This is a genomic window from Nocardioides mesophilus (assembly GCF_014395785.1).
GTDB classification, from domain to species: Bacteria; Actinomycetota; Actinomycetes; order Propionibacteriales; family Nocardioidaceae; genus Nocardioides_B; species Nocardioides_B mesophilus.
In genome coordinates this window covers 334,112-353,238 of record NZ_CP060713.1, presented here as the reverse complement: position 1 = coordinate 353,238, position 19,127 = coordinate 334,112, and the positions used below count along the sequence as shown (strand labels likewise).

Annotated in this window: 21 protein-coding genes and 1 pseudogene; 11 read left to right on the top strand and 11 right to left on the bottom strand. The window is 72.9% G+C overall.

Annotation, left to right across the window (positions count from 1 at the left end):
• Positions 1-27 precede the first annotated feature (27 nt).
• Entirely contained in the window at positions 28-555 is a 528-nt protein-coding gene (locus H9L09_RS01590; RefSeq protein WP_187579052.1) for a hypothetical protein, read from the top strand.
• Here the strand turns inward: H9L09_RS01590 and H9L09_RS01585 are convergent.
• From H9L09_RS01585 to lpdA, 3 genes are all read right to left on the bottom strand, one after another.
• Positions 533-1,426 carry a TIGR01777 family oxidoreductase gene (locus tag H9L09_RS01585; RefSeq protein WP_187579051.1) on the bottom strand — a complete coding sequence of 298 codons (894 nt, stop codon included), beginning with the start codon at positions 1,424-1,426 and terminating at the stop codon, positions 533-535. The genes H9L09_RS01590 and H9L09_RS01585 overlap by 23 nt on opposite strands.
• Before the next feature lie 95 nt (positions 1,427-1,521).
• Entirely contained in the window at positions 1,522-3,531 is a 2,010-nt protein-coding gene (gene sucB, locus H9L09_RS01580; RefSeq protein WP_187579050.1) for a 2-oxoglutarate dehydrogenase, E2 component, dihydrolipoamide succinyltransferase, read from the bottom strand.
• Between the two features lie 52 nt (positions 3,532-3,583).
• Positions 3,584-4,993, bottom strand: coding sequence for a dihydrolipoyl dehydrogenase (gene lpdA / locus H9L09_RS01575; RefSeq protein WP_187579049.1), 1,410 nt, complete (start codon positions 4,991-4,993; stop codon positions 3,584-3,586).
• A gap of 151 nt (positions 4,994-5,144) precedes the next feature.
• On the opposite strand from lpdA, the gene H9L09_RS01570 reads away from it, so the two are divergent.
• Positions 5,145-5,501, top strand: a complete 357-nt coding sequence (locus H9L09_RS01570) for a hypothetical protein (RefSeq protein ID WP_246456201.1) — start codon at positions 5,145-5,147, stop codon at positions 5,499-5,501.
• A gap of 18 nt (positions 5,502-5,519) precedes the next feature.
• Here the strand turns inward: H9L09_RS01570 and H9L09_RS21825 are convergent, their stop codons facing one another.
• Together H9L09_RS21825 and H9L09_RS21820 are read right to left on the bottom strand one after the other, a co-directional pair.
• A complete protein-coding gene (locus H9L09_RS21825) occupies positions 5,520-6,428 on the bottom strand; it encodes a leucyl aminopeptidase (RefSeq protein WP_246456419.1) in 909 nt (302 codons plus the stop codon).
• A gap of 233 nt (positions 6,429-6,661) precedes the next feature.
• Positions 6,662-6,958, bottom strand: a pseudogene (locus H9L09_RS21820) (M17 family peptidase N-terminal domain-containing protein); the annotation flags it as partial.
• 190 nt (positions 6,959-7,148) lie between these two features.
• Here H9L09_RS21820 and gcvT point away from each other — a divergent pair.
• Positions 7,149-8,270 carry a glycine cleavage system aminomethyltransferase GcvT gene (gene gcvT / locus H9L09_RS01560; RefSeq protein ID WP_187579048.1) on the top strand — a complete coding sequence of 374 codons (1,122 nt, stop codon included), beginning with the start codon at positions 7,149-7,151 and terminating at the stop codon, positions 8,268-8,270.
• Positions 8,271-8,306: 36 nt separating this feature from the next.
• Here the strand turns inward: gcvT and H9L09_RS01555 are convergent, their stop codons facing one another.
• Entirely contained in the window at positions 8,307-9,059 is a 753-nt protein-coding gene (locus tag H9L09_RS01555) for an SCO2322 family protein (RefSeq protein WP_187579047.1), read from the bottom strand.
• A gap of 71 nt (positions 9,060-9,130) precedes the next feature.
• Here H9L09_RS01555 and H9L09_RS01550 point away from each other — a divergent pair, with 71 nt between their 5' ends.
• Positions 9,131-9,391: a YegP family protein gene (locus H9L09_RS01550; RefSeq protein WP_187579046.1), complete on the top strand. Its 261-nt coding sequence runs from the start codon at positions 9,131-9,133 to the stop codon at positions 9,389-9,391.
• A 25-nt stretch (positions 9,392-9,416) separates the two neighbouring features.
• Here the strand turns inward: H9L09_RS01550 and H9L09_RS01545 are convergent, their stop codons facing one another.
• A complete protein-coding gene (locus tag H9L09_RS01545; protein WP_187579045.1) occupies positions 9,417-10,424 on the bottom strand; it encodes an aldo/keto reductase family protein in 1,008 nt (335 codons plus the stop codon).
• A gap of 141 nt (positions 10,425-10,565) precedes the next feature.
• Here H9L09_RS01545 and H9L09_RS01540 point away from each other — a divergent pair, with 141 nt between their 5' ends.
• Positions 10,566-10,874, top strand: a complete 309-nt coding sequence (locus tag H9L09_RS01540) for a thiamine-binding protein (protein ID WP_187579044.1) — start codon at positions 10,566-10,568, stop codon at positions 10,872-10,874.
• A gap of 78 nt (positions 10,875-10,952) precedes the next feature.
• On the opposite strand, the gene H9L09_RS01535 is transcribed toward H9L09_RS01540, so the two are convergent.
• Positions 10,953-11,579, bottom strand: coding sequence for a DUF3043 domain-containing protein (locus H9L09_RS01535; protein WP_246456200.1), 627 nt, complete (start codon positions 11,577-11,579; stop codon positions 10,953-10,955).
• 123 nt (positions 11,580-11,702) lie between these two features.
• On the opposite strand from H9L09_RS01535, the gene H9L09_RS01530 reads away from it, so the two are divergent.
• The 4 genes from H9L09_RS01530 (at position 11,703) to pspAB (ending at position 14,382) form a co-directional block, all read left to right on the top strand.
• Positions 11,703-12,491 (top strand): PspA/IM30 family protein, encoded by a 789-nt coding sequence (locus tag H9L09_RS01530; RefSeq protein ID WP_187579043.1) that lies wholly within the window; start codon positions 11,703-11,705, stop codon positions 12,489-12,491.
• Entirely contained in the window at positions 12,488-12,766 is a 279-nt protein-coding gene (pspAA, locus tag H9L09_RS01525; protein ID WP_187579042.1) for a PspA-associated protein PspAA, read from the top strand. The genes H9L09_RS01530 and pspAA overlap by 4 nt, the downstream gene beginning before the upstream one ends.
• Positions 12,767-12,788: 22 nt before the next feature.
• Positions 12,789-13,742 (top strand): zinc metalloprotease HtpX, encoded by a 954-nt coding sequence (gene htpX / locus H9L09_RS01520; protein WP_187579041.1) that lies wholly within the window; start codon positions 12,789-12,791, stop codon positions 13,740-13,742.
• 73 nt (positions 13,743-13,815) lie between these two features.
• Complete coding sequence (gene pspAB, locus H9L09_RS01515; protein WP_187579040.1) at positions 13,816-14,382, top strand: PspA-associated protein PspAB; 567 nt, start codon at positions 13,816-13,818, stop codon at positions 14,380-14,382.
• A gap of 206 nt (positions 14,383-14,588) precedes the next feature.
• On the opposite strand, the gene nadA is transcribed toward pspAB, so the two are convergent.
• Entirely contained in the window at positions 14,589-15,764 is a 1,176-nt protein-coding gene (gene nadA, locus H9L09_RS01510) for a quinolinate synthase NadA (RefSeq protein ID WP_187579039.1), read from the bottom strand.
• Positions 15,765-15,826: 62 nt separating this feature from the next.
• Positions 15,827-16,717, bottom strand: a complete 891-nt coding sequence (locus H9L09_RS01505) for a GNAT family N-acetyltransferase (RefSeq protein ID WP_187579038.1) — start codon at positions 16,715-16,717, stop codon at positions 15,827-15,829.
• Positions 16,718-16,782: 65 nt separating this feature from the next.
• Here H9L09_RS01505 and H9L09_RS01500 point away from each other — a divergent pair, with 65 nt between their 5' ends.
• Complete coding sequence (locus tag H9L09_RS01500) at positions 16,783-17,889, top strand: glycerate kinase family protein (protein WP_187579037.1); 1,107 nt, start codon at positions 16,783-16,785, stop codon at positions 17,887-17,889.
• Positions 17,890-17,997: 108 nt separating this feature from the next.
• Positions 17,998-18,360, top strand: coding sequence for an iron-sulfur cluster insertion protein ErpA (gene erpA / locus H9L09_RS01495; RefSeq protein ID WP_187579036.1), 363 nt, complete (start codon positions 17,998-18,000; stop codon positions 18,358-18,360).
• A 62-nt stretch (positions 18,361-18,422) separates the two neighbouring features.
• On the opposite strand, the gene H9L09_RS01490 is transcribed toward erpA, so the two are convergent.
• Positions 18,423-19,052, bottom strand: a complete 630-nt coding sequence (locus tag H9L09_RS01490; RefSeq protein WP_187579035.1) for a hypothetical protein — start codon at positions 19,050-19,052, stop codon at positions 18,423-18,425.
• Positions 19,053-19,127 lie beyond the last annotated feature (75 nt).

Sequence of the window (19,127 nt, the reverse complement as noted above, 5' to 3'; positions counted from 1 at the left end):
TCGCCGCTCCTGCGCCACAGTGGGGCGATGCGCCCGCTGCCCGGCCTCTGCGCCCTGTCCCTGCTCGTGCTGGTGCTCGCCGGGTGCGGCTCCGGCTCCCCGCCCGCCTCCGTGCGCAGCTCCGCGCCGGGCGCCGGGGCCCGGGCGGTGCGCGCCGCTCCGGCGGCCGAGGGGCGCGTGGTGGCCGCGGCCCGGGTGCTCCGGCGCTGGGACGCGGCGCGGGCGGTGGCCTACTCCCGGGGCTCGGTGCCGCTGCTGCGCCGGTTGTACGCCGACGGCGCCGGGGCCGACGACGTACGCCTCCTGCGTGACTACGCGAGGCGGGGGCTGCGGGTGCAGGAGATGACCACCCAGCTGCTCGCGGTCGAGGTGCTGCGGCACCGGCCCGGGCTCTGGCGGCTCCGGGTGACCGACCGGCTCAGTCACGCCGTCGCCGTCGGCGCTACGGGGCGCGTGCTGCTGCCGCGCGACGACGCGTCGACCCGGACGGTGCAGCTGGTGCGGCAGGGCGGGCGGTGGCGCGCGCAGCGGGTCAGCGGCCCAGCGCCGCCGTGATGATCTGCTCCTGGGTGCGGTGCTCGAAGACGAAGCCGGCCTCCTCGAGACGCAGCGGGACCACCCGCGCGGAGCCGAGCAGCTCGCTGGAGACGTCGCCGAGCGCCTTGCGGATCGGCCAGGCCGGAGCGCGGAGCTTGCTCGGCCGGTGCAGCAGGTGCCCGAGGGAGCGGCCGAACTCCGCGTTGGTCGCCGGCACCGGACCGCTGAGGTTGTAGGCGCCGCGGCACTCCTCGTGCTCGGCGAGGAAGGTGGCCGCCCGCACCCAGTCGTGCAGCGAGATCGTCGAGAAGTACTGCTCCCCGCTGCCGACGGGGCCGCCGAGCCCGAAGCGGAACATCAACGACAGCGGCTTGAACGCTCCGCCACCGGGGCCGAGCACGACTCCGGTGCGCATCACCACGACGCGGGCGCCGGCGCTCTCGGCGGCGCCGGTGGCGTCCTGCCAGGCCCGGGTCACCTGACCCATGAAGCTCGGCGCGTCGGTGGGGGAGTCCTCGGTGAGGACCAGGTCGCCCCGGTCGCCGTAGCCGGCGATCCCGTTCTGGGCCAGGAAGGCCGGCTTGCGCTCCGACCGGGCGATCGCCTTCGCCAGGGTCCGCGTGGTCAGCACCCGGCTGTCGGTGAAGACCTTCTTGTAGCTCTCGCTGAACGGCAGCCGCACCAGGGATGCCCCGGAGAGCGCCGCGACCGCGTCGGCCTGCTCGATCACCGCGGGGTCGACGTGACCGGCGTAGGGGTCCCACTTCGACTCGTCGGCCGACATCGGCTCGCCGCGGACCAGCCGGGTCACCTCGTGTCCCTGCTGGGCGAGGTGGTCGCGCCAGGCGGTTCCGAGGTAGCCGGACGCACCGGCGAGCACGAGCTTCATGTCGCTGAGCCTACGGATGTCCGGCAAGCCGGCACCCCCTGGACGCGACGAGGCCCGCTGCCGGTCGGCAGCGGGCCTCGTCGGTGCAGCAGGGGTCAGACCTCGAACTGGCCGGCCTCGAGCCGGGCCTTGACGTCGCTGAGGAACCGGGCGGCGTCGGCACCGTCGACGAGGCGGTGGTCGTAGGTCAGCGCCAGGTAGACCATGTTGCGGACCGCGATCGTCTCGCCGAGGTTGGCGTCGTCGATCACCACCGGACGCTTCACCACCGCGCCGGTGCCGAGGATGGCCACCTGCGGCTGGTTGATGATCGGGGTGTCGAAGAGCGCACCGCGGCTGCCGGTGTTGGTGATCGTGAACGTGCCGCCGGCGAGCTCGTCGGGACCGATCTTGTTCGACCGGGTCCGCTCGGCGATGTCGGCGATCTTGCGGGCGAGGCCCGCGATCGAGAGGTCGCCGGCGTCCTTGATGACCGGGGTCAGCAGGCCCTTCTCGGTGTCGACGGCGATCGCGACGTTCTCGTGGTCGAAGAAGGTGACCTCGCCCTTCTCGGTGTCGAGCGTGGCGTTCAGCGACGGGTGCTCCTTGAGCGCGTCGATCGCCGCCTTGGCGAAGAACGGCATGAACGACAGCTTCACGCCCTCACGCGCCGCGAAGTCTTCCTTGGCGGCGTTGCGCAGCCGCGCGATCGGGGTGACGTCGACCTCGACCACGGTGGTGAGCTGGGCGCTGGTCTGCAGCGACTCGACCATCCGCTTGGCGATGACCTTGCGGAGCCGGCTCATCGGCTCGGTCCGGCCGCGCAGCGGGCTCGGGGTGACCGGAGCGGCGCCCGACGCCGCGGCCGGTGCGGCGGCGGGAGCGGGAGCAGCCGGGGCCGCCGCCTTCTCCTGGGCCGCCTTGGCCGCGTCGAGCACGTCCTGCTTGCGGATCCGGCCACCGACCCCGGTGCCGGTCAGCGAGGCGAGGTCGACGTTGTGCTCGGCGGCCATCTTGCGCACCAGCGGCGTCACGTAGGCGCCGCCGTCCCCGCCGCCGTCACCGGCGCGGGCCTGCCCGGTCACGCCGGGACCGGCGCTCGCCGGAGCCGGGGTGGGGGACTGCGCGGGGGTGGGAGTGGGAGCAGCGGCCGGCGCCGGGGTCGACTCGGCCTGCGCGGCCGGCGCGCTCTCGCCGCTGGACTCGGCACCGGCGTCGGGCTGCACCTGGGCGGCGGCGGGGATCGCCTCGCCCTGGCTGCTGGCGGTCGCGGCGCCGTCGCTGGACGCCTCGTCCTCCGTCGGCTCGGGCTCGGCCTCGGGCTCGCTGGGAGCCGCGGCCTCCGGGGCCGGGGCGGCCTCGCCGCCGCCGGAGGGAGCCGCCTCGCCGGAGCCGACCACGGCCAGCTCGGCGCCGACCTCGACGGTCTCGTCCTCCTGGACCTTGATCTCCAGCAGCTTGCCGGCCACGGGGGAGGGGATCTCGGTGTCGACCTTGTCGGTGGAGACCTCGAGCAGCGGCTCGTCGACGGCGACGTCGTCTCCGACCTGCTTCAGCCAGCGGGTCACGGTGCCCTCGGTGACCGACTCGCCCAGGGCGGGCAGCGTCACGGACGTGCCGGAGCCGGAGCCACCGGAGGTGCCGGCCTCGGAGGCCGCGGCCTCCGGCGCGGTGTCGGCGGAGCCGGTCTGGGTCTCCTGGGCTGGCGGCGCGCCGTCGGTGTGCGCTGCCGGCGGGTTGGTCTCGGTCTCGGTCTTGCGGTCGCCCTCGTCCTCACCGTCGGAGGAGGCGGCTGCGGCCGGGGCCTCGGCGGCGGACTGCTCCTCCTGCTGCTCCTCGGAGGGGGCGGACTCCTGCCCGCCGCCGTCGGAGGAGCCGGCGGACTCGCCCTCGTCGCCGACCGTGCAGAGCTCGGCCCCGACCTCGACGGTCTCGTCCTCCTGCACCTTGATCTCGAGCAGGGTGCCGGCGATCGGGGAGGGGATCTCGGTGTCGACCTTGTCGGTCGAGACCTCCAGCAAGGGCTCGTCGACCGCCACCTGGTCGCCGGGCTGCTTCAGCCAGCGGGTGACGGTGCCTTCGGTGACGGACTCGCCGAGTGCCGGAAGGGTGACTGAAGTCGCCATTGAGTTCTTCGCTCCTTGAGGGGGTGCTTCGCTGGGGGAGTCGGGGGTGAGTCTATGAGTGGACGTGCAGGGGCTTGCCGGCGAGCGCGAGGTGGGCCTCGCCGAGTGCTTCGTTCTGGGTCGGGTGGGCGTGGACCAGGGGCGCGACGTCCTCGGGATGCGCCTCCCAGTTGTAGATCAGCTGCGCCTCGCCGATCAGCTCACCGACGCGCGCGCCGACCATGTGGACGCCCACCACCGGCCCGTCCTTGCGGCGGACCAGCTTGACGAAGCCCTGGGTGCGCAGGATCTGGCTCTTGCCGTTGCCGCCGAGGTCGTAGGTGAGTGTCTCCACCGCGTCGTCGCCGTACCTCTCGCGGGCCGACTTCTCGTCGAGGCCGACCGAGGCGACCTCCGGGTCGCTGTAGGTGACCCGGGGGATGCCGGTCTCGTCGATCGGCGCCGGCTCCAGGCCGGCGAGCTCCTCGGCGACGAAGAGGCCCTGCTGGAAACCGCGGTGCGCCAGCTGCAGGCCCGGGACGATGTCGCCGACGGCGTAGACGCCCTCGACGTTGGTGCGCAGCCGCTCGTCGGTGAGGACGAACCCACGGTCCATCGTGATGCCCTGCTCGTCGTAGCCGAGGCCCGCGGTGCTGGGCCCGCGGCCGACCGCGACCAGCAGCAGCTCGGCGTCGATGGTGTCGCCGCCGGCGACGGTGACCCGCACGCCGGTCTCGGTGTGCTCGACGGACTCGAACGGGGTGCCGGTGCGGGCGGTGATGCCGCGCTTGCGGAACGCGCGCTCGAGGGCCTTCGACGACGCCTCGTCCTCCCCGGCGACCAGCCGGGGGAGCGCCTCGACGATCGTGACGTCGGCGCCGAACGAGCGCCACACGCTGGCGAACTCGCAGCCGATGACGCCGCCGCCCAGCACGATCACGGACGCCGGGACGTGGTCCAGGGTGAGCGCGTGCTCGGAGGTCAGCACGCGGTGGCCGTCCACCTCGAGGCCGGGCAGCGACCTGGCGTAGGAGCCGCTGGCCAGCACGACGGCCCGGCCGACGTACCGCCGGCCGTCGACCTCGACGGTGTCGCGGGCGACCAGCCGGCCCTCGCCCTCCACGACGGTGATGCCGCGGCCCTTGACCAGGCCGGTGAGTCCCTTGAACAGACGGGTGACGACACCGTCCTTGTACTTGTTGACCCCGGCCATGTCGATGCCCTCGAGCGTGGCGTTGACGCCGAACTGCTCGGACTCACGGGTGGAGTCGGCCACCTCGGCCGCGTGCAGCAGCGCCTTGGTGGGGATGCAGCCGACGTGCAGGCAGGTGCCGCCGAGCTTGCTCTTCTCGACCAGGGCGACGCGCAGCCCGAGCTCGGAGGCCCGCAGCGCACAGGCGTAGCCGCCACTGCCGGCGCCCAGGATCACTACGTCATAGGTGTCGCCGGCCCCGTGGGGTCCTGCGGTGCTGCCCTCCGCCATGTCGCGTCGTGTCTCCGCTCCACTGCCCGAACACAGGGAATCTCCCCGCTCTCGCATTCCCCGTCATCCTTGCACCAAACCGACACGCGACGACACCGGGTGTCGCGCGGGAACCACCGCGTGGTGTGTACCGGTGAGTCACACTGGTGACATGGGCCTGATGGACCGGTTCCGCCGTGGCGGTCCGACGAAGATGCGCCGACCCCGAGGGGCCGGTCCGACGACCGTGCGTGCCTCCGACAGCGCCGACCAGCGTCACCTGACCGAGTTCGCCACCACCCGCCGCGGCGTGGAGGGCTTCGTGGAGCCGCGCACCGCGGTCTCCGACGTCACGCTGCTGCTGGTCGCCCACGACGGCGAGTGGACCCGTCGGCGGGTGCCGTCGGTGGAGTGGGCGCACAAGTTCGCCAACAAGCTCGGCGTCCCCTCGTACGACGCCGCCGTGGTCGGCTACCCGGCCCGGATGCGGGAGTTCAACCGCCGCCAGAAGGAGTCCGGTCAGACCTGACGCGGACCCCTTCCGGGGCTAGGACTTCTCGGCCGCCATCTCCGTGGCCAGCTCCACCAGCGTCGCCACGGCCACACCGGTGGCGCCGCCGGTGACGTGGCCGTAGGGCGAGCGCTTGTTGAAGCTCGGGCCGGCGATGTCGAGGTGCGCCCAGGGGGTGCCGTCCTCGATGAACTCCTGGAGGAACGCCGCGGCGTAGAGCGCGCCGCCGAACAGGTCGATGTTGTGCTGCATCAGGTCCGCGATCTTGCTGTAGGTGCGCACCTTGACCGGCATCTCCTCGGTGATCGGCAGCTGCCAGAGCGTCTCACCGACCCGACCGCCGGCGGCACGGACCCGCTCGACGAAGGCGTCGTCGTTGCCGAGGACACCGGTGACCCGGTCCCCGAGCGCCATCTCGCAGGCCCCGGTCAGCGTCGCGACGTCGACCAGCACGTCGGGCTTCGACTCGGCCGCCAGCACCAGCGCGTCGGCGAGGACCAGCCGGCCCTCGGCGTCGGTGTTGAGGACCTCGACGGTCTTGCCGCCGTACATCGTGAGCACGTCGCCGGGCCGGGTCGCGTCGCCGGAGACCATGTTCTCCGCCATCGGGACGATCGTGGTGACCGCCACCGGCAGCGCGAGCTCGGCGATGGCCAGCGTCGCGTTGACGACCGCGGCCGCACCGGCCATGTCGGTCTTCATGGTCTGCATCGAGGTGCCCGGCTTGATGCTCAGGCCCCCGGAGTCGAAGGTGATGCCCTTGCCGACCAGCCCCAGGTGCCGGGTCGCGCCGCGCGGCTTGTAGGTCAGCTTCACCAGCCGCGGCGGGTTCGCCGAGGCGCGCCCGACGCCGATGATGCCGCCGAACCCCTGGGCCTCGAGCTGGACCTCGTCGAGCACCTCCACGGTGATCTTGCCGCCCTTGTGGGCCTTGACCGCGGCCAGGACCGCCTCGGCGAAGGCCGGCGGCGCCAGGTCGCCGGGGGAGTGTTCACCCAGTCGCGGGTGCGGGCGACGGCCGCGGCCACCGTCTGCGCCTCGACCAGGGCGGTCACCGCGTCCTTGTTGCGGGCCACCGGGCTGAGCACCACGACCTCGCCGGGCCGGTCGTCGCCGTTGCCGCTCTTGTAGTCGGTGAAGGCGTAGCCGCCGAGCTCGAAGCCCTCCACGACGGCGCGGACGAAGGCCGGCTCGTGGGCGGGGAGGGCCAGCGTGGCGCTGGCGCAGTTGGTGACGGCGCGGGCGGCCGCCCCGGCGGCCCGTCGTACGGCGTCCGCGGTGAGCCGGTCCTCGTCGCCGAGCCCGACCAGGATCAGCAGCGGGGACTTCAGCACCCCGCCGGTGGGGATCTTGGCGACCTCGCCGGCCTTGCCCTTGAAGCCCAGCGCGGCCAGCAGCGGCGTGAACTTGCGGCCGTAGGCCTCCGCGACCGGCTCCCCTCCGGGAGCGGCCTGCAGGCCCTTCTTGGTCGACATCACCCCGATCACGACCACGTCGGTGCGGGTCTTCTCGGGCGAGCCCTTGCGGAGGGTGTAGGAGATCACGCAGGTCCGTTCGTCGGGTGCGGCTGGGACGGTGACACGTCAGTGACGGGGTGGTCCTACCCCGTCTGGTCGCATGCTAGCCGCCGTCCCGGGCCAGCCCGGCTGGGGTAGGTTCGGCGCCATGCAGCAGCCCACGCCGCCGAGCCCGCTCACGACCTCGCCGCTCCACGAGCGGCATCTCGCGCTCGGCGCGAAGATGGCCGAGTTCGGCGGCTGGGAGATGCCGCTGGAGTACTCCACCGGCGTCCTCAAGGAGCACGCCGCGGTCCGCGACGCGGTCGGCGTCTTCGACGTCAGCCACCTCGGCAAGGCGTCGGTGCGCGGCCCGGGCGCCGCGGCGTACGTGAACGCGACGCTTAGCAACGACCTCGGCCGGATCGGGCCCGGCCGCGCGCAGTACACGTTGTGCTGCGACGCGGCGAGCGGCGGCATCGTCGACGACCTGATCGCCTACCTGCACGCCGACGAGCACGTCTTCCTGGTGCCCAACGCCGCGAACACCGCCGAGGTGGTGCGCCGGCTCCGCGCCGAGGCGCCCGCCGGCGTCGAGGTGGTCGACGAGCACCGCGACAAGTGCGTGCTGGCCGTGCAGGGCACCCGCTCCGACGAGGTGCTGGCCGCCCTCGGCCTGCCCGTCGGGCACGACTACATGTCCTTCGTCGAGGCCGACTTCGCCGGCCACCGGGTGGTGGTCTGCCGCACCGGCTACACCGGCGAGCGGGGCTACGAGCTGGTGGCGCCGAACGCCGCCGCCGTCGCGCTGTGGGACGGCATCCTGGAGGCCGGCCAGGAGTACGGCGTCACGCCGTGCGGCCTGGGCGCCCGCGACACGCTCCGCACCGAGATGGGCTACCCGCTGCACGGGCAGGACATCAGCCTCGACGTCACACCGAACGAGGCCCGGCTGGGCTGGGCGGTCGGCTGGAGCAAGCCCGCGTTCTGGGGCCGCGACGTGCTGCTGGCCGAGAAGGAGGCCGGCCCGAAGCGGGTGCTCCGCGGGCTGGTGGCCACCGGCCGGGGGATCCCGCGGCCGGGGATGCGGGTGCTGCTGACCCGCGACGTACCGCTCGGGCTGGTCACGTCCGGGACGTTCTCGCCGACCTTGCGCAAGGGCGTCGGGCTGGCGCTGATCGCAGCGCAGGTCACCGACGGCGCCGAGGTGTCGGTGGACGTGCGCGGGCGCCCCGAGGTGTTCACCGTGACCCGGCCGCCGTTCGTGACCCCCGCGGTCCGGGAGGACTGAGGGCGGTCCGGTCGGCCGCGGAGTCCGTCGGTCGGCTCAGCCGCGGCGGCGACGCAGCAGCGGCACCGCGAGCGCGGCAGCGGCCAGCACCACCAGCACGCCGACCACCACCGGCCAGCCGAGCCCGCCGTCGGACTGCTGGGACTCCGACGCGGTGCCGGTGTCCCCGGTGTCGCCGGCGCTGGGCGACGGGGAGCCGCCCGGCAGCGCGAACGCGACCGTCGGCTCGGTGGCGGGCGGCGCGGCCTTCGCCACCGGGTCGCCGCAGCCGGTGGCCGGGTAGCCGTCCAACCCGCACATCAGCCCGCCCTCGCTGCGCACCTGCACCACCTCCTGCAGCACCTCCAGGCCGTCGGCGTCGCCGGGGACCACCACGCACTCGGCGCGGGGGTCGGGCACCGCTACGTCCTTCGGGGCGTCCGCCTCGGTGCCGAAGTCGATCAGCACCGCGACGCGCTTCTCGCCGGTCGCCGCCTTCTCCCCGCCGCACACCGTGTCGAAGTTGACCGCGTGCAGGTCGGCGCGCGGGTAGATGCCCCGCGCCGCCGTCGACGTCCCGAACCGCCAGCCCTCGACGGCGCCGTCCTTGGGGAGGTAGTCGGCCGGGCCGGTGCCGGCGAGCGTCCAGCCGTCCGGACCGATGTGGGCGTAGTTCCAGTAGCGGTAGCCCTCCTGGGCGTTCGCGGCGGTGGACCCCGCGGACAGGGCGGCGGCCGCGGCGAGGAGCACCAGCAGGACGGCGAGGAGCGCGGCGATGATCCGGGACGACGTACGGGAGCGGGCGGCCATGGCAACGAGCCTCCCCGAGCCCGGCGCCGGCGTCAAAGCCGGGAGTCGGCGGGCGGCGTTAGTCTCGCCCCATGACGAACTCCCTGGAACCGTCGCCGTTCGCCGCGGGCGAGACCACCTCTTCCAGCGCCTGGCGCTGGCGGCTGGAGGACGCCGCGGGGACCGAGGTCACAAGCTCCGAGGGCTCGCCGAGCTTCCCCTCGCAGAGCGACGCCGAGACCTGGGTGGGCGAGGTCTGGCGCGACCTGGCCGACGACGGGGTCGACCAGGTCACGCTCTTCGAGGGCGACCGGCAGGTCTATGGGCCGATGAGCCTGCACGCGGCCCAGTAGGCACGCGGGGCCACCGGCCCACCGGTCAGCGGACCGGGCGCTTCTCGGGGGACTGCGTCTTGGCGGCGTCCCGCTCGACGGCGTCGCCGAGGACCTCGTCGATCTTCTTCAGCAGGTCGTCCTCGAGCTTCACGCCGGCGGCCTTGACGTTCTCGGTCACCTGCTCGGGGCGCGAGGCGCCGATGATCGCGGCGGAGACGTTCGGGTTCTGCAGCGTCCAGGCGACCGCGAGCTGGGCCAGGCTCAGCCCCGCCTCGTCGGCGAACGGGCGCAGGTTCTGCACCCGGGTGAGGATGTCGTCGTCGAGCCAGCGCGACACCATGTCGGCGCCGCCCTTCTCGTCGGTGGCCCGGGAGCCGGCCGGGTGCGGCTCGCCCGGCTTGTACTTGCCGGTGAGCACGCCCTGGGCGATCGGCGACCAGACGACCTGGCCCATCCCGAGCTCCTCGGAGGTGGGGACGACCTCGGCCTCGATGACCCGCCAGAGCATGTTGTACTGCGGCTGGTTGGAGACGAACGGGATCCGCAGCTCGCGGGCCAGCGCGTGGCCGCGACGGATCTCCTCGGCCCGCCACTCCGAGACGCCGATGTAGTGCGCCTTGCCCGAGTGCACGACGTCGGCGAAGGCCTCCATCGTCTCCTCGAGCGGGGTCTCGTAGTCGAACCGGTGGGCCTGGTAGAGGTCGACGTAGTCGGTGCCGAGCCGCTGCAGGGAGCCGTTGATTGACTCCATGATGTGCTTGCGCGAGAGGCCCGAGTCGTTGTGCTTGCCGGGGCCGGTGGGCCAGTAGACCTTGGTGAAGATCTCCAGGCTCTCGCGGCGCTCGCCCTGGAGCGCCTTGCCGAGGACGGTCTCCGCGCGGGTGTTCGCGTAGACGTCGGCGGTGTCGAAGGTGGTGATGCCCTCCTCCAGTGCCTGGCGGACGCAGGCCAGCGCGGCGTCCTCCTCGACCTGGGAACCGTGGGTGAGCCAGTTGCCGTAGGCGATCTCGGAGACCTTGAGACCGCTCTTACCGAGGTTGCGAATATCCATGGTTCGGAACCTACCCAGCCGCGGTGGTCGGTACGCCGTGGGCCGCCGCACAGTGCCGGGCCGGCGGCCGGGGGTGCCGGGTGGTGGGCCGGCTGCTGGGCCCGGGGCGGCTCGACGGCTGTCGATGACTACGGTGGCCCCATGCTCGTAGCCTTCAGCATCAGCCCCGTCAGCGGCGACGACACCGGTGGTGTCAGCGAGGCCGTCGCGGAGGCGGTCCGGGTCGTGCGCGCCTCCGGCCTGCCGTGCGAGACCAACGCGATGTTCACCAACGTCGAGGGGGAGTGGGACGAGGTGATGGCCGTGGTCAAGCAGGCCGTCGACGTCGTCGCCGCGGTCTCCCCGCGGGTCGGCCTGGTGCTCAAGGCCGACATCCGGCCCGGCCACACCGGCCAGCTGCGCGCCAAGGTGGAGCGGGTCGACCGGCTGCTCGCCCCCGGCGACGACTGAGCCGGCTGAGCCACCGGGCCCCGGCCGGCGCCCGGACCCGGGCGGCCGAGCCGGCCGCCGTACCGCCGGGGCGGTGGGTCAGTAGCGCTCGGGCAGCTTCTGGCCGAGCTTGACCTTCGACTTCGGCAGCCGCAGGAAGCGCAGCTGGAGAGAGCGCAGCAGCGCGTAGGACGTGGTGCCCTTGTGCGACTCGTCGGGGAAGCGTCGCTTGAGCTCGCGCTTGAGCCGCCAGACCAGCAGGATCGTGTCCAGGGCGACCAGCAGGATGGTGGCGCTCCAGAGCCCGTTGGCGAACGACGGCGCGAAGCTCTGGCTGACCATCACCACGATCAGCAGCGGCAGCAGGAACTCGGCCATGCAGAGCCGGGAGTCGATGAAGTCGCGGACGAACCTCTTCACCTTGCCCTGGTCACGGGCCGGCAGGTAGCGCTCGTCGCCGCTGCGCAGCCCCTCACGCGTCTTCGCGTTCTGCTTGCTGCGCTGCTCACGGGTCAGCTTGGCGGCCGACTTCTTGTCGCGGCCGGCCTTGGCACGCTCGCGTGCGGCGGCCTCCGCCTCCTTGCGGGAGGGGGTGGGTCGGCCCTTGCCGGCCTCCCGCGACACGGTGGCGGTGGTGGTGACGGGCTCGGACTTCGTGCGACGGAACAACGCTGGTCTCTCCGGTCGGGCGGGGCGGTCGGCGCCGTACGTCGTGGTGACGGGCACCGGGATGAGGACAGCCTACCGACCGGAACCTTCTCCCCGCGCCGCCCGTTCTGACCGTAGGGTGGTGAGGACGATCCGTCACATCTACCTGCCGAGACAAGGAACGAGGGGGTCCCGCCCGACATGAGCCTCATGAAGCGCATCAGCCTGATCTTCAGGTCCAAGGCCAGCACGGCGCTCGACCGGGCCGAGGACCCTCGCGAGACGCTCGACTACAGCTACCAGCGTCAGGTCGAGCTCCTCGCCAAGGTGCGTCGGGGCGTCGCGGACGTCGCCACCAGCCGCAAGCGGGTCGAGCTCCAGGTCGCCCAGCTGCGCCAGCAGGAGAACAAGCTCACCGACCAGGCCCAGAAGGCGCTGGCGATGGGCCGTGAGGACCTTGCCCGCGAGGCGCTCACCCGCAAGTCCGCGATCACCGCGCAGGTCGGCGACCTCGCCGCGCAGCAGGCGCAGCTCCAGGGCGAGGAGGAGAAGCTCACGCTGGCCTCCCAGCGCCTGCAGGCGAAGGTCGAGTCGTTCCGCACCCGCAAGGAGACGATCAAGGCCACCTACACGGCCGCCGAGGCGCAGACCCGGATCAACGAGGCGTTCTCCGGCATCTCCGAGGAGATGGGCGACGTCGGCCTCGCCGTGCAGCGTGCCGAGGACAAGACCGCCCAGATGCAGGCCCGGGCCGGTGCGATCGACGAGCTGATCGCCTCCGGCGCGCTCGACGACGCCAGCTCGATCAACCGCGGCGACGACATCGCCCGCGAGCTCGAGGCGATGTCCTCGCAGTCCGACGTGGAGAGCGAGCTGGCCGCGCTGAAGGCCAAGTCCGCCCCGCAGAGCATCGAGGCCGGCGACAGCACGCCGCAGGCCGAGCTCACCGCCCAGCAGGGCGAGCAGCAGAAGCAGGAGGGCCAGGCATGATCATCCGGATCCTGGGCGAGGGGCAGCGCGAGATCGCCGACTCCGAGCTCGACGGCCTGAACGCCCTCGACGAGAAGCTTGAAAACGCGGTCGAGTCCGGCGACGAGGCCACGTTCACGGAGGCGCTGGCGGCGCTGCTGACCGCCGTACGCTCGGCCGGCTCACCGCTGGCCGACGACAGCCTCGAGGACTCCGACCTCATCCTGCCGCCGTCCGACGCCACCCTCGACGAGGTGCGTGCGTTGCTCAGCGACGACGGCCTCATCCCCGGCTGACTGCCGGTCAGGAGCTGCAACCGTGGCACGTACCCGCTTCCTCAAGGACACCGGCCTCACCGCCCGGATGACGCTGGTGATGTTCCTCATCGGGGCCATCTTCGTGGGGTTCATCGCGATCCTGATCGCGCTCTCCGGCAACAACGGGGGCCTGGCGCTGGTGATCGGCGTCGTGGGACTCGGGGTGGTGTGGTTCCAGTGGTACAAGTCCGACACGCTGGCGATGAAGGCGATGCGGGCCCGCGAGGTCAGTCCGGAGGAGGCGCCGGAGCTGCACGGGGTCATCGACCGGCTCTGCGCGCTCGCCGACATGCCGAAGCCGCGGGTGGCGATCAGCTACACCGACCTGCCCAACGCGTTCGCCACCGGACGCTCCCCGAGCCGGGCCGTGGTCTGCGTGACCACCGGCCTCCTCGACCGGCTGAGCGCCGAGGAGGTCGAGGCAGTCCTCGCCCACGAGCTCTCGCACGTGGCGCACCGCGACGTGCTGGTGATGACGATGGCCTCGTCGGCGGGAATCGTCGCGGCGATGGCCACGCGCGGTGCGCAGTACGGCGCGATCTTCGGCGGCAACCGGCGCAGCGACAACAACGGGGCTCCAGCGTGGCTGATCATCCTGGTGGTCAGCATGGTCACCTACGCGATCTCGTTCGTGCTGACCCGGCTGCTCTCGCGCTACCGCGAGCTGTGCGCCGACCGGTCCGGTGCCTTCCTGACCGGCAAGCCGAGCGCGCTGGCCAGCGCACTGACCAAGATCACCGGCGAGATCGCCCGGATCCCGAACCGCGACCTGCGGGCCTCGCAGTCGATGAACGCGTTCTTCATCGCCCCGGCGATCAGCGGCGCGTCCTTCAACACCCTCACCTCGACGCACCCGTCGCTGGAGCAGCGGCTCGAGCAGCTGGCGAAGATCGCGGCCGAGCTCGGCCGGCCGATGGACGGCGGCTTCCCCACCCAGCCGGGCCTGGGCCTGTGACGCCCGTGCTCGCTGCGCCACTGGGGTCGCCCGTGCCCGCTGCGCTGCTCGTCCTTCGCGGGGTGGGGGAGCGATGAAGATCCTGGACGCGTTGATGGGACGGCGGAAGCCGACCCGCAACAACCTCGACGACCTGTTCGCGCTGCCGACCGCCGCGATCACGCTGCAGACGGCCGCCAACTTCGTGCCGACCGGGTCGGGCGCGGTCTGCTTCCGGCAGGCCGAAGGACCGGCCTTCGCCGCGGCGGAGTCCGAGATCGTCGCGGTCCTCGACAACGACGAGGACCCCGATCTCGAGCGGCACGTGGACGACTACGGCTTCACGTGGCTGGTCTCGCGCCAGGAGGATCCGTCCGCGCTGGTCACCGACCTGCACGCGGTCAACACCGCGCTCGAGGCGCAGGGCTTCGGGCCGTCGTTGCTGTGCTCGCTGATCTCGTTCCGGGACCCGTCGGGCCGCTCGCTGGCGCTGGTGTACCTGTACAAGCAGGGGACGTTCTACCCGTTCGCCCCGAAGTCCGACGGCCGGACCCGCAACAACCTGCTGGAGCTGCAGGTGCGCGACCTGGTCAAGACCGACCTGCACATCGAGCCGGACCTGCAGCGCTGGATGCCGGTCTGGGGCGCCCCCGGCCTCTGACCCCCTGCCGAGTCGGCGCATCTGCAGCGCCAGACAGTGCCGAGTCGGCGCATCTGCAGCGCCAGACAGTGCCGAGTCGGCGCATCTGCAGCGCTCAACGTGCCGATCCGGGACGGGAGGGCTGCAGTTGCGCCGACTCGACGGGTGGGAAGGCTGCAGATGCGCCGACTCGGCACAAGGGGATGGGGTGGGGTGCGGGGTGGGGGTCAGTCCTTGGCGGCGGTACGGGCGGGCAGGTCGAGCATCCGCTGCAGGGCCACCTTGGCCCACCGCTCGGTCTCGGGGTCGACCTGGATCTGGTTGACCACCTGGCCGGCAACGAGGCTCTCCATCGCCCACACGAAGTGCGGCAGGTCGATCCGGTTCATCGTCGAGCAGTAGCAGACCGTCCGGTCCAGGAACACGATGTTCTTGTCCGGGTGCGCGTTCGCCAGCCGCTGCACCAGGTTGAGCTCGGTGCCGATCGCCCAGCTCGAGCCGGGCGGCGCGGCCTCGATCGTCTTGATGATGAACTCGGTGGAGCCGACCAGGTCGGCCCGGGTGACCACGTCGTGGCGGCACTCGGGGTGCACCAGGATGTTGATGCCGGGGATCTTCGCCCGCAGCTCGTCGACCACCTCGGGGGTGAACCGGCCATGCACCGAGCAGTGCCCGCGCCACAGGATGACCCGGGCCTTCTCCAGCTCCTCGCGGGTGAGGCCGCCGTGGGGGCGGTGCGGGTCCCAGACGACGCAGTCCTCGAGCGACAGCCCGAGCTGCAGCACGGCGGTGTTCCGGCCGAGGTGCTGGTCGGGCAGGAACAGCACCTTCGCGTCGGGCGTCTGGTCGAACGCCCACTCCAGCGCCACCTGGGCGTTGGAGGAGGTGCAGACGGCGCCGCCGTGCCGGCCGCAGAAGGCCTTGATGTCGGCGGAGGAGTTCATGTAGGTCACCGGTACGACGGAGTCCGCGACGCCGGCGTCGACCAGCGCGTCCCAGGCGTCCTCGACCTGGCCGGCGCGGGCCATGTCGGCCATCGAGCAGCCGGCCGCGAGGTCGGGGAGGATCACCTTCTGCTCCGGCCCGGTGAGGATGTCGGCCGACTCGGCCATGAAGTGCACGCCGCAGAAGACGATGAACTCCGCCTCCGGCCTGCCCGCGGCGTCGCGGGCCAGCTTGAAGGAGTCGCCGGTGACGTCGGCGAAGGCGATCACCTCGTCGCGCTGGTAGTGGTGCCCGAGCACGAAGACCCGCTCACCCAACGCCTCCTTTGCGGCCCGGGCACGGGCGACGAGGTCGGGGTCGGAAGCGGCCGGAAGCGCCCCGGGACAGTCCACCCCGCGCTCGGAGCGCGGGTCGGCGTCGTGTCCGAGGACGAGCAGGGGGAGATCGATCGTGCTCACGTGACGATTCTCGCACGCAGCGCCGAGGAGTCACGGGGCATATCGCCCAGGGCCGAGCCGAATCAGAGCACGTGCCCGCTGGGCAGGTACGGCGCCGGCGGCTTCATCTGCCGGGTGGCGAGGTAGCCCGCGGTGTGCAGCTCCATCCGCGCGGTCATCCCGATGTCGACGGCCCACGGGTTCGCGGCCGTGAGGTGCCCGATCGCCGCCTGCTCACCGGGTGGGGCGGCGGCCAGGGACTCCCAGAGCAGGTCGACGGCGGTACGCCGGTTCGTGGCGGCCAGCAGGTGGGCGCCGCCGCCCTGGGCGACGTACGCGTACCCCTGGCCCGTCGAGCGGTCCACGACGACCAGCCGATGGTGACGCAGCAGGAACTGGTGGTCCACCCCGTGGGCGGCGTCGCGGACCCGCCGGTCGACGGAGTCCATCAGCTCGACGTCGGCGGCGGACCCGTCCCGGACCCGCTCGACCACCGGCAGCACCTCCCGCGGCACCGGGCCGCGCAGGAACATCATCGGGTGCAGGGTGAACCCGGCCGCGTGGTAGCGCCGCAGCGCCAGCGGGTCGTCCGACGCCGAGATCAGCCCGCGCAGGCAGCCGCGGCCGTGCTCGAGCGCGGCGAGCAGCAGCTGCTTGCCCACCCCGTGACCCTGCAGGCCGGGCCGGACCACGAAGGTGGACAGCACCCAGAGCAGCTCCCGCCGCAGCGCGATCGCCGCCCCGATCGGCCCGGAGGCGTCCTCGGCGACGAAGCAGCCGCCCGGGCCGGTGGCCAGGAAGTGCTCGGCCCGCGACCGCCAGGTGGCCGCGGCCGCCTCCGAGCGGGGCGCCGGCTGCGGCCAGTGCGCCCGGTGGGTCCGCACGTCGAAGTCGTAGAAGCCCTCCCGGGTCAGCAGCTCCACGGCGGGTACGTCGTCGGGCTGCATCGGCCGGATCCAGTAGTCGACGCCCACCCGCGTCAACCTACCGATCCGGCCGCTCCGGCGCGCGAGCTCGACGAGGAGGGCAGGATGAGCCCATGCGCGTGCTCATCGCCCCGGACAAGTTCGCCGGCACCCTGACCGCCGTGGAGGCGGCCGCCGCGATCGCGGAGGGGTGGCGACGCCGATCCCCGGACGACGTGATGGACCTGGTGCCGATGGCCGACGGCGGCCCGGGCTTCGTGGACGTGCTGCACGCCTCGCTCGGCGGCGAGCTGCTGGCGGTCACGGTGACCGGGCCCTACGGCGACCCGGTGCCGGCGACCGTGCTGCTGCACGGCGGCCGCGGCGGCACCGCCTACGTCGAGAGCGCGCAGGCCTGCGGGCTGCACCTGACCCCGGAGGCCGAGCGCGACCCGGAGCGGGCCACCTCGCGCGGCGTGGGGGAGCTGCTGGTCGCGGCGCTCGACGCCGGCGCCGGCACGGTCGTCGTGGGGCTCGGCGGCTCGGGCACCAACGACGGCGGTGCCGGGCTGCTGGCCGCGCTGGGCGCGGTGGCCGAGCCGGCGGACGCGCTGGACTGCGGCCCGAGCAGCCTGGCGACCCTGGAGAGCGTCGACGTCTCAGCCGCCCGCGACCGGGTCGCCGGGGTGCGGCTGGTGGCGGCCACCGACATCGACAGCCCGCTGCTCGGGCTGATCGGCACCACGAACCTCTACGGCCCCGGCAAGGGCGTCGCCGCGGACCGGCTGCAGGCCGTGGACGCCACGCTGGAGCGGCTCGTCGGCGCCACCGACAAGAAGGTCGCGCTGGCCAGGGGCGCCGGTGCCGCGGGCGGGCTGGGCTTCGCGCTGCTGCTCCTCGGCGGCACCCGCGAGCCGGGGATCGGACTGGTCGCCGAGGCGGTCGGGCTGGCCGAGCGGGCCCGGCAGGCGGACCTGGTGGTGACCGGGGAGGGCGCGTTCGACTTCTCCTCCCGCTCCGGCAAGGTCCCCTACGGCGTCGCGGCGGTGGCGGCGCACGCCGTACGCCCCTGCATCGCGCTCGCCGGCCAGGTGCTCATCGGCTCCCGGGAGATGCGGGCGCTGGGCGTGGAGTCGGCGTACGCCATGGTCGACGTGGTGGGGGAGCAGGCGAGCTTCGCCGACCCGGCGGGCAGCCTGGCCCGGCTCGCCGAGCGGGTCGCCCGGACCTGGTCGCACTGAGCCCCGCGCCACAAAGGGTCCGGATCGAACGGGGCTGCTTGGGAATACCTGCTCGTGTGCGACCATTGAGAACAGCACCACCCGGAGTCGAGTTTTGGGAGCGAGAAGATGACCGAGCAGGTCGAGAGCACCACAGAGATCCGCACCGACAGCATCAACCTCAGCGACACCGCGGCCGCGAAGGTCAAGGCGCTCCTCGAGCAGGAGGGCCGCGACGACCTGGCACTGCGCATCGCCGTGCAGCCGGGCGGCTGCTCGGGTCTGCGCTACCAGCTGTTCTTCGACGAGCGGAACCTCGACGGTGACGTCGTCACCGACTTCGACGGCGTGCACGTGGTCGTCGACCGGATGAGCGTCCCCTACCTCAGCGGTGCCGTCATCGACTTCGTGGACACGATCGAGAAGCAGGGCTTCACGATCGACAACCCGAATGCGACCGGCTCCTGCGCCTGCGGCGACTCGTTCCACTGAGCTCCCAGGCAACGACCCTCTGTCCCTCGCGGGACAGGGGGTCGTTGTCGTTCCACACCCGCTCAGGTGCCGTCGTCGGGCGGTGACTGCAGCGGGAGTACGGCGCCGCCGCGGGAGCCGTCGCGAACTGTCCGGTCGCCCAGCGGGGCCGCCAGCGCGACGTCGACCGAGCCGATCACCGCGAGGTCGATGCAGGCCCGGTCGCTCGCGCCGGGGCTGTCCGCGTCCGGGGCGGGTACCCGCGGGATCGTGACGGTCACCGACGCCGCGGTCTCGACCACCCGCGGCCGGCCGGCGGTGCCGTAGCAGTCCGGCACGCCGTTGACGTAGACGATGCTCAGCCGTCGCGGCCCGTCCACGTGGTAGCCGGTCGCGGCGATCGTGCCGAGGTCGACGTCCGCTCCGGCACCTCCGGGGTCCGCCGTACCCGCGTTTCCCGGCGCAGCCGAGCCCGCGTCGCCGGGGCCGGCCGAGCCCGCGTTCCCGGGTGCCGAGCCCGCCCCCGGCGCGACCGCCCGACCCGCACCGGGTCCGGGCCGCTGCTGCTGCCAGGCGAACGCGATCCCACCGACCACCAGCAGCACCACCAGGGCCGCCAGCAGCGGCACCAGCCAGGAGCGTCCGCTGTGCGCCGGTGCGGGGGCGGGGCCGTCGGGGGCGCCGGCGCCACGGGGCGGGATCTCGTCGCTCATGGTGGTCAGACGTCCCGGAGCCGGGTCCGGTTCCCGCCGACCGCGGAGCGGACGTTCAGACCGCGCAGCAGACTC

What these genes read in the sequence shown, in the direction of transcription:
- sucB (WP_187579050.1), bottom strand. Translation starts at nt 3,531, where the DNA reads ATGGCGACTTCAGTCACCCTTCCGGCACTCGGCGAGTCCGTCACCGAA.
- pspAA (WP_187579042.1), top strand. Translation starts at nt 12,488, where the DNA reads ATGATCATCCGGATCCTGGGCGAGGGGCAGCGCGAGATCGCCGACTCC.
- lpdA (WP_187579049.1), bottom strand. Translation starts at nt 4,993, where the DNA reads ATGGCGGAGGGCAGCACCGCAGGACCCCACGGGGCCGGCGACACCTAT.
- H9L09_RS01490 (WP_187579035.1), bottom strand. Translation starts at nt 19,052, where the DNA reads ATGAGCGACGAGATCCCGCCCCGTGGCGCCGGCGCCCCCGACGGCCCC.
- H9L09_RS01555 (WP_187579047.1), bottom strand. Translation starts at nt 9,059, where the DNA reads ATGGCCGCCCGCTCCCGTACGTCGTCCCGGATCATCGCCGCGCTCCTC.
- pspAB (WP_187579040.1), top strand. Translation starts at nt 13,816, where the DNA reads ATGAAGATCCTGGACGCGTTGATGGGACGGCGGAAGCCGACCCGCAAC.
- H9L09_RS01550 (WP_187579046.1), top strand. Translation starts at nt 9,131, where the DNA reads ATGACGAACTCCCTGGAACCGTCGCCGTTCGCCGCGGGCGAGACCACC.
- H9L09_RS01585 (WP_187579051.1), bottom strand. Translation starts at nt 1,426, where the DNA reads ATGAAGCTCGTGCTCGCCGGTGCGTCCGGCTACCTCGGAACCGCCTGG.
- gcvT (WP_187579048.1), top strand. Translation starts at nt 7,149, where the DNA reads ATGCAGCAGCCCACGCCGCCGAGCCCGCTCACGACCTCGCCGCTCCAC.
- H9L09_RS01590 (WP_187579052.1), top strand. Translation starts at nt 28, where the DNA reads ATGCGCCCGCTGCCCGGCCTCTGCGCCCTGTCCCTGCTCGTGCTGGTG.
- H9L09_RS01530 (WP_187579043.1), top strand. Translation starts at nt 11,703, where the DNA reads ATGAGCCTCATGAAGCGCATCAGCCTGATCTTCAGGTCCAAGGCCAGC.
- H9L09_RS01500 (WP_187579037.1), top strand. Translation starts at nt 16,783, where the DNA reads ATGCGCGTGCTCATCGCCCCGGACAAGTTCGCCGGCACCCTGACCGCC.
- H9L09_RS01570 (WP_246456201.1), top strand. Translation starts at nt 5,145, where the DNA reads ATGGGCCTGATGGACCGGTTCCGCCGTGGCGGTCCGACGAAGATGCGC.
- H9L09_RS01545 (WP_187579045.1), bottom strand. Translation starts at nt 10,424, where the DNA reads ATGGATATTCGCAACCTCGGTAAGAGCGGTCTCAAGGTCTCCGAGATC.
- erpA (WP_187579036.1), top strand. Translation starts at nt 17,998, where the DNA reads ATGACCGAGCAGGTCGAGAGCACCACAGAGATCCGCACCGACAGCATC.
- H9L09_RS01540 (WP_187579044.1), top strand. Translation starts at nt 10,566, where the DNA reads ATGCTCGTAGCCTTCAGCATCAGCCCCGTCAGCGGCGACGACACCGGT.